The organism is Bariatricus sp. HCP28S3_A7 (assembly GCF_052066375.1).
Taxonomy (GTDB): Bacteria; Bacillota; Clostridia; order Lachnospirales; family Lachnospiraceae; genus Allocoprococcus.
This window is the reverse complement of record NZ_JBQHSG010000024.1, coordinates 23,217-32,258: the sequence shown is the minus strand read 5'-3', so window position 1 is coordinate 32,258 and position 9,042 is coordinate 23,217. Positions and strand designations below refer to the sequence as shown.

Sequence of the window (9,042 nt, the reverse complement as noted above, 5' to 3'; positions counted from 1 at the left end):
TGCCGTATTATCGCTGTCAATCTGCCATTAGCTCCCAGACTGCGCGGTCGATTCTTTAAAGGACGGAAAAATAATTTGTCGTTTGCGTCTCCCTCAATTCGCTGTCCAACATTTAGATACTCGCCTGTAACCTGAGCCTGTTCCAGTTCATAGATCAGAGTGCTGGCTTTTACGTATCTTACGGTGTGGAATAACCGCAATGCACTGATGCACAGGGCATTGGATATGTAGGTTTTACCTGAGCCTGTGCTTCCGGTTATCAGAAGGTTCTTTCCTTCGTCAATCCAGTCACAGGCAGCAAGCCTTTCAATGGTGCCTGTATCCAAGAAGCGGTCTGCATCATAAATGGATTCATCGATGTCCGCGGCCGGGTATTTCAGGGTTGCTTTCTTTAAAAAGCGGTTGAATTTCTTGTTGTAGCGGGTGTCCCACTCTGAACAGATAATCTCGGAAATCCGTTCATCAAAACTCTGAAGACCACTGTTGGGATTGGCAAGCTGTTTCTCCAGAGTGTCCGCCATGCTTGAAAGTTTCATCGATCTGAGCTTTCCACAAAGCTCAGAAAAGTTAATGTCAACTGTTGTAGTATTCATCATTTATAAAAGTCCTTTCCTCTGATATTTGTGTGTTCTGGAAGCTTTTCATTTCCGGGACTGCTGTTTTTGTTCAGCATGTCGGTCAGGACTCGTTTAAAATATGAATAACGGCAGGCGTTGCATGTGACACAGGTCTTGGCAGCTTCTTCAGCCACAAGACGGGAAACTCCGTCACAGCAACTAAACCTTATCATATTAGCACTGGAAGTAAACTTGGTAGCGGTGATTTGGGATGGGTCACATTAAATCAGATTAAAGGTTACGCTCGTGGCTCAAAACATATTAACGGGAAGAGATGGGCATTTATGGATGATACAGAAAATGGAAGTCTTGATGCTGGTTCTGAGGTTATTATTACAAATCGTGGTATTTTAAAACAGTTTGAAGCTGGTGATACTATATTCAATAACGAGCAAGTTCAAAGACTTTGGGAAATGAGTAAAGGGCTTGATAGTAAATTTATCAATCTTAATACTAGCAATGTGATTGGAAGTTTACCAAATATTGTGAATCGGAATGAGATGAGTCAAAAGACAGAAGTGAATTTGAATTTTGACACTCTCATGACAATCGAAGGAAATGTTTGTAAAGATGCGATACCTGGATTACAGAAGGAAATCGACAAGATGATTCCTCATATTTCCGATAAATTAGCAATTTATATTAAGGGAGACCTGAGAAAATTATAATTATAAGGCGGTATCTTATCACAAAGATACCGCTTATTTTTAAACAGTGTATAATTAGGCGGTGGAGTAATCTGTCGTCTATTATTTGTGTGATGAATAACTACTATTAAAATGTTAGAGGAGTGTTTTATATAGATAAATACGATATTGAGAACTTGCAGTATGCCTTGGATAATAATATAATTGATTTAGCATATATGCAAGAACAAATCAAGATGAAGAAAAGACAGAAATATTTAGAACAGCATGAGTTTAAGATTTGGAAAGGGAATGATGACAAATATAGAACATATTTACCAGATGAGAAGAAGGGGAGGAGATTATTAAAACGTAGCAACAAATCAGATATTGAAGATGAGATAATCAATTACTATAAATTGCTGGAAGAAAAATCACAAATTACATTTCAAAAAATGTATTGGAAATGGAGAAAAGTACAAGACGAATTGGTTTGCGAGAATACAACGTGTAAATATGATACTGATTATATTCGATTTTTCAAGGATACGGATTTTGAAAAAACGGTGATGGAGAAATTGAATGAAGAAGATATCAAAGTATTTTTATGCTCTACAATTAAAAGAAAGACTCTTAATAAAAAAGCGGCAAAAACATTATTTGGTTATATAAACAATGTGGTAAAAAGTGCAAGAGTTAATAAAATAATTGTTGATAATCCAATGGAGTTTCTTGAAGCAAAACAATTTTACAAATATTGTACTGAGGTTAAGAAACCAATTGAAAAGAAAATTGTTTCTGATAAAGAAATGCATTTACTTTATGAACAGTTTAATAGGGACTATCAGGAACAGCCGGAATATATACCTACATATGCGGTGGAATTTGCCACTTTAACTGGTTTTCGAGTTGCCGAAATATCTGCTTTGAAATGGGACTCCATAACAGATGAGTATATTATTGTTGATAAATCCGAAAAATATAATCGTAAAACCAAGGAATATTATATTGACAAAACCAAAAATCAGAAAGAACGGATATTCCCTTTAACTACTGAAATCAAAGATTTATTAAATAGAGTCAAGAAAGCTGAAATGAAATCAGGATATATTTGTGAATGGGTATTTGCAAATGAAAATGGACGAATTCATGCACCTATTATCTCATCATGTACAAAAAATAAATGTAGACAAGTTGGAATAACTGAAAAAGGCATTCATGCATATCGCAAAACCGTAAATTCAAAAATGAGGTGTAATGGAGTATCTTCTGTTGTTGCAGCTTCATTGCTTGGGCATAGTCAAGAGGTAAATGAAGAGTATTATACCTTTGATGTGGCAAGTTTGGAAGATAAAATCAAAGTAGTTTCTACGATGAATAAGCAGATGCTTGGATAAAAGATGAGGTAATCAAGAAGTAATCACGAGGTAATCAGAACAAGAGTTTGTTTTAGGTGGAAGAAATGCCTATTTTACAACAAAATCGGGGTAACAGGATTCGAACCTGCGACCTCGCGGCCCCCAGCCGCGCGCTCTAACCAAACTGAGCCATACCCCGATAATGGTTCTATTATAATATATCTATGAGAAAATCTCAATGATTATTTACAAAATTCTCATACGCTTAAACCCGCCAATTCTTGACAGTACTGATAAAAAGGTGCAAAATAAAGTCCAGTAGATGACAATAAGCAAAAAAGGGAATGAAGTGTAAGATGGAGAATCTGATATTTAGTTTAAATGCAACGGTCCCGGTATTTCTTATGATGCTTCTGGGACTTTTATTTCGCAGGATCGGGTGGATTGACGAGCAGTTTGCCTCGAAGATGAATAAATTCGTGTTCATGGTTCCGCTCCCGGTGCTGGTGTTTGAGGATCTTGCGACGGTAGATTTTGAAAAAGTGTGGAATGTTAAGTTTGTGCTTTTCTGTTTTGGGGCGACGGTGCTTAGTATTGCGATTGCGGCAGCAGTCTCCTGTTTGTGGAAGGACAAATGTATCCAGGGAGAATTTATCCAGGCGTCCTATCGGAGCAGCGCGGCGCTTCTTGGAATTGCATTTATCCAGAATATTTATGGGAATGCGGGCATGGCACCGCTTATGATCATCGGAAGTGTGCCGCTTTATAATATTATGGCGGTCGTGGTGCTGTCTTTTTTTCAGCCGGAGAGAAAAGGACTGGATGGTGAGGTGATTAAAAAGACGCTCAAAGGGATTGTGACAAATCCGATCATCATTGGTATAGCAGCCGGACTTTTATGGTCGGCGCTTAGGATTCCGATGCCGCACATTATGGAAAAGACGGTTTCGAATCTTGGAGCGGTGGCTTCGCCGATGGGGCTTATGGCCATGGGAGCGACCTTTGACATTAAGAAAGCATTTGGGAAAATCAAGCCTTCGGCGACGGCGGCATTTATCAAGCTGGTCGGACTGGCAGCTGTTTTCCTGCCGATTGCGATTTCGCTTGGATTTAGAAATGAAGAGCTGGTGGCGATTCTGGTTATGCTTGGTTCGGCAACCACGGTCAGCAGTTATGTTATGGCGAAAAATATGGGGCATGAGGGCGTCGTATCTTCCAGCGTGGTCATGCTTACCACGATGTTCAGTGCATTTACGCTGACTATGTGGCTTTATATTTTGCGAACACTGGCATTGATTTAGTACAAGAGTGTGTTGGTTATGAAATAATCAGAGGTGGAAAATGTATCTGATATCGGTTTATTTTGATGATAAAACGGATCGGAGAATCCGGAACTGGATGGAACAGGCCGCAAAAAGGAGCGGTAATAGTTATATGATTGACGCAAAGGTTCCGCCGCATATTACGATTTCGGCGTTTGAGACCAGACGGGAAACTGAAGCGGCAGAGATGCTGAAATGTGCAGCCGAAGATATGAAGAGCGGAACAGTCATGTGGGCATCGGCGGGAGCGTTTTTCCCTGGAGTGATCTATCTGGCTCCGGTGCTGAATGCGTATTTGCAGGGGTTGTCTGTGAAAATATATGAAGGCCTGACAGGGATCGAGGAGACGCGGATCAGCCCGATGTATAGACCGTTCCAGTGGATGCCGCACACGACGATTGCAAAAAAGCTGGAAAAAGAAGAAATGATGGCGGTGTTCCGGGTGATGCAGGAGCAATTCGGTGTGTTTTCCGGCGATATTGTGAAAATCGCGCTTGCGCGGACGAATCCCTATGAGGATCTGATCTGTGTAGAACTGAATAAATGAGAATATAATGGGCGGTGTGAATGAAGAGGTTCATGCCGCTTTATGCATTTTGAAAAATAGGGTAACTGTTCAGAGCCAACCTCGAAAACACTTCGTGTTTTCTCAGTGTGGCGTATCCGCCAAATAGATTTGTACAAAAAAGTGCTCACGAATGCAAGCATTCATCGCCCTTTTTTGACAAATCTGCTTGGCTCTGAACAATTACAAAATAGGAAATAATTAAGAATAGGGCAAGAAAGTCTTCAAAACATTTTGTTACCATGGAGAAAACAAAATGAGGAGGACTGGAAATTGCAGGTGCAGAGAAGACAGGCAAGGCTCAGGCGAATAAAAAGAAAGAGAAGACTGAGAATCTTAAAAAGAATTTTAGCGGCAATATTGCTTTTGATTGCAGTTTATATAGGAATTTCGTGGTTTAACCGGTATTCTATAGATCATATGAGGGACAGCGGCGAGTATCCGGAGAGCCTGTTGGCATTGGCGGAGCGGAATCCGGAGACGAAGCAGTTTGTCAGGGATTATCCGAAGAATAAGGATCGTCAGGATGAAATTGATGTGTCGGGGGAAGTGAAGGAAGGAGAAATACCGCTGTTCCTGCAGTGGGATGAACGGTGGGGATATCAGATTTATGGTGATGATTTTATGGCTGTAACCGGGTGTGGCCCGACTTGTTTGTCCATGGTCTATTGTGGTCTTACAGGAAATGCGGACTGGAATCCGTTGGCGGTGGCTAAAAAGGCGGATCAGAAAGGATATTATGTGGCGGGCAGCGGCTCTTCCTGGAGTATTATGACCGATATTGTGGGAGAATTGGGGCTTTCGGCCTCGGAAATCTCGCTCAGTGAGACGAGTATCCGGTCAGAGCTGGAAGCGGGGCATCCGATTATTTGTATTGTAGGTCCCGGAGATTTCACGAACGGGGGCCATTTCATTGTTCTGACAGGGGTGGACGATGAAGGGAATTATATCATCAGAGATCCGAACAGTAAAAAGAACAGCAGTAAAGCATGGGATCCGGAGCGGGTCATGGGACAGATCCGGAATCTGTGGAGTTATAGCTATTAAAGAAACCTCTTTACACCGAAGCGAATGAAATACGGTGTAAAGAGGTTTTTGTGTTCAGGTATTATCTCAGTACGAAATACTGTTCATACCATAATAAGAAAGAGTAAACGGTGTAAATCTTTCTGTGGTAGTTGCCGACCTTGTTCTTATGGTCTTCCAGCCATTTCATCAGAACATTTCTGTCGAAGAATTCAGATACAAAATCCTTCTGGAACATTTCTTTTACGCGGTTATAGTATTTGTCCTCGCGGAGCCATACGCGGAACGGTACGAGGAAACCGAGTTTTTTGCGCTGTGCCCAGTCCATCGGGATGTGGGAAAGAGCGGAGGTACGGAATGCTTTCTTCGTCTCTTCTCCCTCAACACAGTATTTGGTGTCGATACTGCGGGCGAGTTTCCACACTTCTTTGTCCAGATACGGAACGCGAAGTTCCAAAGAATGAGCCATGGTCATTTTGTCTGCTTTCAGAAGTATGTCATGCGGCAGCCACAGGTGCATGTCCAGGAAAAGTTTTTTATGGAAATCATCCTGGTCTTTTACCTGGTCAAAATAAGGTTTGGTCACATCCTGATATCTTAAGTCAGATTTATATTTCGGAGCCAGCACTTCATTTGCCTCTTCGTTGTCCATGATAAATGCCTGTCCGATATAGGAATCTTCTACAGAAGTTGCATTTCTCTTCAGGAAATTCAGACCGCGGTGATTTGGTTTGCTTGCAGCCCAGTCGCCGAGCTTCTTACGGATTGAAGCCGGAACTACCTTGCGGTAGAAGTCACCAGATTTACTTGGTTTATACGTATCGTAGCCGCCGAACATCTCATCGGCACCTTCCCCACTCAGGACAACCTTGACATCCTTTGCAGCCAGCTCAGACAGGTAGTAAAGCGGTACGGCTGACAGGTTCGCATGCGGTTCATCGGAGTGGTACTGTACTTCCGGCAGGGCATCGAAGAATTCGTCGGAAGAAATCTCTTTCTTGGCATTGGACATATGAAGGATGTCGCAGAGATCCTTGGAGTAGGTGGTCTCGTCGAAGCCGCCCACTTCAAATCCAACGGAGTAAGTCTTCATCGGTTTAACGGTGGAAGCAATGTAGCTGGAATCCACACCGCCTGACAGGAAGGAACCAACTTCTACATCACTGATCTGATGGTAATCAACCGATTCCTGAATGGTCTCGCCAATCAGTTTGACAGTCTCATCGAAGCTTCTGTCCTGCTTCTCGTAGGTCGGGTCGAAATATTTGGTTGTCTTAAAGTCCTTGCCGTCGTAGGTAAAATAGGTTCCCGGCTCCAGTTTGTATACATCCTTGAACATGGTCTCAAGAAGTGGGTTGTACTGGAAGGTCAGGTACATTTTCAGTGCTTCTTTATTGACTTCTTTATGAAAATGCGGGTGGGCAAGGAAAGATTTGATCTCAGAACCAAAAAGCAGACTTCCGTTCATTTTTGCATAATAGAACGGTTTGATTCCGAAATAATCTCTTGCGCCGTACATGGTGTGATTTTCCTTGTCATAAATTACGAAGGCGAACATGCCGCGGAGCATGGAAGCGGTCTTCTCGCCGTAGGTCTTGTAAGTCTGGAGAATGACTTCGGTGTCGGAATTGGTCTGGAACGTACATCCGTGCTTCTCGATCAAATCCTTGCGGATCTCCTGATAATTGTAAATCTCACCGTTAAATATAATGACATGCTTTCCATCTGCGCTGTGAATCGGCTGTGTGCCGCCCTCCAGGTCAATGATACTTAAACGACGGAAACCAAGTGCTACATAATCATCTACAAAACTGCCCTTGCTGTCCGGGCCGCGGTGCGCGATCAGCTCGCCCATCTTATCGATTACTTCTTCTCTATTGAAATCGCCAGTGCCGTAATAGCCTGCAAATCCGCACATATTTTTACACATCCTTTCCGAAAAGTGGTTGTTTCTGATGCGTTGCATCATTATAACTATAACATAGCTGGTATAAAATTGACAGTGTAAAGTTTGGAAAACTCATTTTATTGAGTAACTTAAGAAAATGTGAAATTTTTGTAATTTGTCGTAAAATGGTGTTTTCTGTAGAAAAAATGTGCTAAAGTATTAGTACAAATCAGGAAGGAACCATATCGATGATAGATTTTCGCTTTGATAGAACACAGTTAAATGGAATAAAAGAAAGAAAAAAACTTCTAAAATACAGAAAGATAGCTATTCTGGTACTTGGAATTGCAGTTGTTCTTTTGCTGCTCCTTGGGATGGGCAGAATGAAAAAAACAAAGGAGGCTGCGCGGATCGAGAAAGAAAAACAGGAGGCAGTTGAGAAAGCCGAGCAGGCGAGAAAGGACGCCGAAGAGGAGCGGGAAAGGCGGATCGAGCAAGTACTGACTTCTGACAAATATGGAGCACAGCTCCGGGAGCTGTATGCGAGATATCCTCAGGTGGAGAAAATTCTGCTGGACAGAGATTCCTACCCGGACTGGCTGATTGAATATTTCACAAAGCATAAAGAGGCAGTGGACTGGGTCGTGGATTATCCGGAGTACATGGCAAAAGGGTCTGATGCGCTCAATGAAGCAGTTCCGGCATCGGTTGATTTAAGTGAATATCAGCTCCGTAACAATATTCCGCTTTACTATCAGTGGGACCAGACATGGGGATATGCGTCATACGGAAGTGGTACGATCGCAGTCAACGGATGTGGTCCGACTTGCCTTGCCATGGTCGTGACAGGACTCACCGGAGACGGAAGTGCCACTCCGAAAAAGGTTGCCGACTTGAGTATGGAGTGGGGATATTGTACAAATGATGTTACGGACTGGGCCTTGATGACGGACGGAGCATCCCGGCTGGGGGTACACTCCTGGCAGATTACCAAATGGACGGTAGAAGGTGTACAGAGCGAATTGCGCGCAGGCTATCCGATCATCTGCAGCATGGGCCCCGGGGATTTCACAGAGCAGGGGCATTTTATTGTGCTGACAGGAGTGACGGACGATGGAAAGATCATTGTGAATGATCCAAACAGCCGAATCAACAGCCGTAAAAAATGGGATGCGAAAAGGCTGCTTGATCAGATGAAAGGGATGTGGGCGTTTGGCGTGTAAAAACGCTGAAATGTCCACATTTTTCTTGCATTTTCCAGTAAAATATGGTATAAATAAATACTGTCGAGAGACATTTGAAGGGTGGATTCCCGAGTGGCCAAAGGGGACAGACTGTAAATCTGCTGCAATATGCTTCGGTGGTTCGAATCCACCTCCGCCCATTGGTGTATGGCTAAAAGAGACAGTGCAGAGCACGTATGCTCTTTGATTTAAGCCGGTTAAACACCTCTTGCCGCAGTGGCGGAACTGGCAGACGCCCGGGACTTAAAATCCCGTGGGTAGCGATACCCGTACCGGTTCGATTCCGGTCTGCGGCACACGGAAAACCTCGTTAATTCGGGGTTTTTTTTGTGTGCCGAGCATGGTGGAGATTTACATATTGACACAGTTAAATCGATTATGAGACAGGCTGGAATA

8 protein-coding genes and 3 tRNA genes are annotated in these 9,042 nt (G+C 42.9%); 8 read left to right on the top strand and 3 right to left on the bottom strand.

The annotated features are described in order from the left end of the window. A partial coding sequence (locus ACTNA4_RS13045; protein ID WP_441030496.1) for an ATP-binding protein occupies nt 1-596 on the bottom strand: 596 nt, incomplete at its 3' end. A 305-nt stretch (nt 597-901) separates the two neighbouring features. Between ACTNA4_RS13045 and ACTNA4_RS13040 the strand changes: the two genes are divergently transcribed. Continuing rightward, nucleotides 902-1,285, top strand: a complete 384-nt coding sequence (locus tag ACTNA4_RS13040; protein WP_441030494.1) for a hypothetical protein — start codon at nt 902-904, stop codon at nt 1,283-1,285. A gap of 215 nt (nt 1,286-1,500) precedes the next feature. Continuing rightward, entirely contained in the window at nt 1,501-2,640 is a 1,140-nt protein-coding gene (locus ACTNA4_RS13035) for a tyrosine-type recombinase/integrase (RefSeq protein ID WP_441030492.1), read from the top strand. Between the two features lie 85 nt (nt 2,641-2,725). On the opposite strand, the gene ACTNA4_RS13030 is transcribed toward ACTNA4_RS13035, so the two are convergent. Next, nucleotides 2,726-2,800: transfer RNA gene (locus ACTNA4_RS13030), tRNA-Pro, on the bottom strand. Nucleotides 2,801-2,957: 157 nt separating this feature from the next. Here ACTNA4_RS13030 and ACTNA4_RS13025 point away from each other — a divergent pair. From ACTNA4_RS13025 to ACTNA4_RS13015, 3 genes are all read left to right on the top strand, one after another. Further along, nucleotides 2,958-3,902, top strand: a complete 945-nt coding sequence (locus tag ACTNA4_RS13025) for an AEC family transporter (RefSeq protein ID WP_441030490.1) — start codon at nt 2,958-2,960, stop codon at nt 3,900-3,902. A gap of 40 nt (nt 3,903-3,942) precedes the next feature. After that, entirely contained in the window at nt 3,943-4,470 is a 528-nt protein-coding gene (locus tag ACTNA4_RS13020) for a 2'-5' RNA ligase family protein (RefSeq protein WP_427819470.1), read from the top strand. A gap of 297 nt (nt 4,471-4,767) precedes the next feature. Then, the gene (locus ACTNA4_RS13015; protein WP_441030488.1) at nt 4,768-5,535 is read left to right on the top strand and encodes a C39 family peptidase; all 768 of its coding nucleotides are present in this window, start codon (nt 4,768-4,770) and stop codon (nt 5,533-5,535) included. Nucleotides 5,536-5,596: 61 nt separating this feature from the next. Here ACTNA4_RS13015 and asnB read toward each other — a convergent pair whose 3' ends face one another. Beyond that, complete coding sequence (asnB, locus tag ACTNA4_RS13010; protein ID WP_441030486.1) at nt 5,597-7,432, bottom strand: asparagine synthase (glutamine-hydrolyzing); 1,836 nt, start codon at nt 7,430-7,432, stop codon at nt 5,597-5,599. Between the two features lie 218 nt (nt 7,433-7,650). Between asnB and ACTNA4_RS13005 the strand changes: the two genes are divergently transcribed. From ACTNA4_RS13005 to ACTNA4_RS12995, 3 genes are all read left to right on the top strand, one after another. Beyond that, nucleotides 7,651-8,625, top strand: a complete 975-nt coding sequence (locus ACTNA4_RS13005) for a C39 family peptidase (RefSeq protein WP_441030484.1) — start codon at nt 7,651-7,653, stop codon at nt 8,623-8,625. A 79-nt stretch (nt 8,626-8,704) separates the two neighbouring features. Beyond that, nucleotides 8,705-8,786: transfer RNA gene (locus tag ACTNA4_RS13000), tRNA-Tyr, on the top strand. A 70-nt stretch (nt 8,787-8,856) separates the two neighbouring features. Next, a tRNA-Leu gene (locus tag ACTNA4_RS12995) sits at nt 8,857-8,942 on the top strand. Nucleotides 8,943-9,042: the final 100 nt, after the last annotated feature.

What these genes read in the sequence shown, in the direction of transcription:
- asnB (WP_441030486.1), bottom strand. Translation starts at nt 7,432, where the DNA reads ATGTGCGGATTTGCAGGCTATTACGGCACTGGCGATTTCAATAGAGAA.
- ACTNA4_RS13020 (WP_427819470.1), top strand. Translation starts at nt 3,943, where the DNA reads ATGTATCTGATATCGGTTTATTTTGATGATAAAACGGATCGGAGAATC.
- ACTNA4_RS13005 (WP_441030484.1), top strand. Translation starts at nt 7,651, where the DNA reads ATGATAGATTTTCGCTTTGATAGAACACAGTTAAATGGAATAAAAGAA.
- ACTNA4_RS13040 (WP_441030494.1), top strand. Translation starts at nt 902, where the DNA reads ATGGATGATACAGAAAATGGAAGTCTTGATGCTGGTTCTGAGGTTATT.
- ACTNA4_RS13035 (WP_441030492.1), top strand. Translation starts at nt 1,501, where the DNA reads ATGAAGAAAAGACAGAAATATTTAGAACAGCATGAGTTTAAGATTTGG.
- ACTNA4_RS13025 (WP_441030490.1), top strand. Translation starts at nt 2,958, where the DNA reads ATGGAGAATCTGATATTTAGTTTAAATGCAACGGTCCCGGTATTTCTT.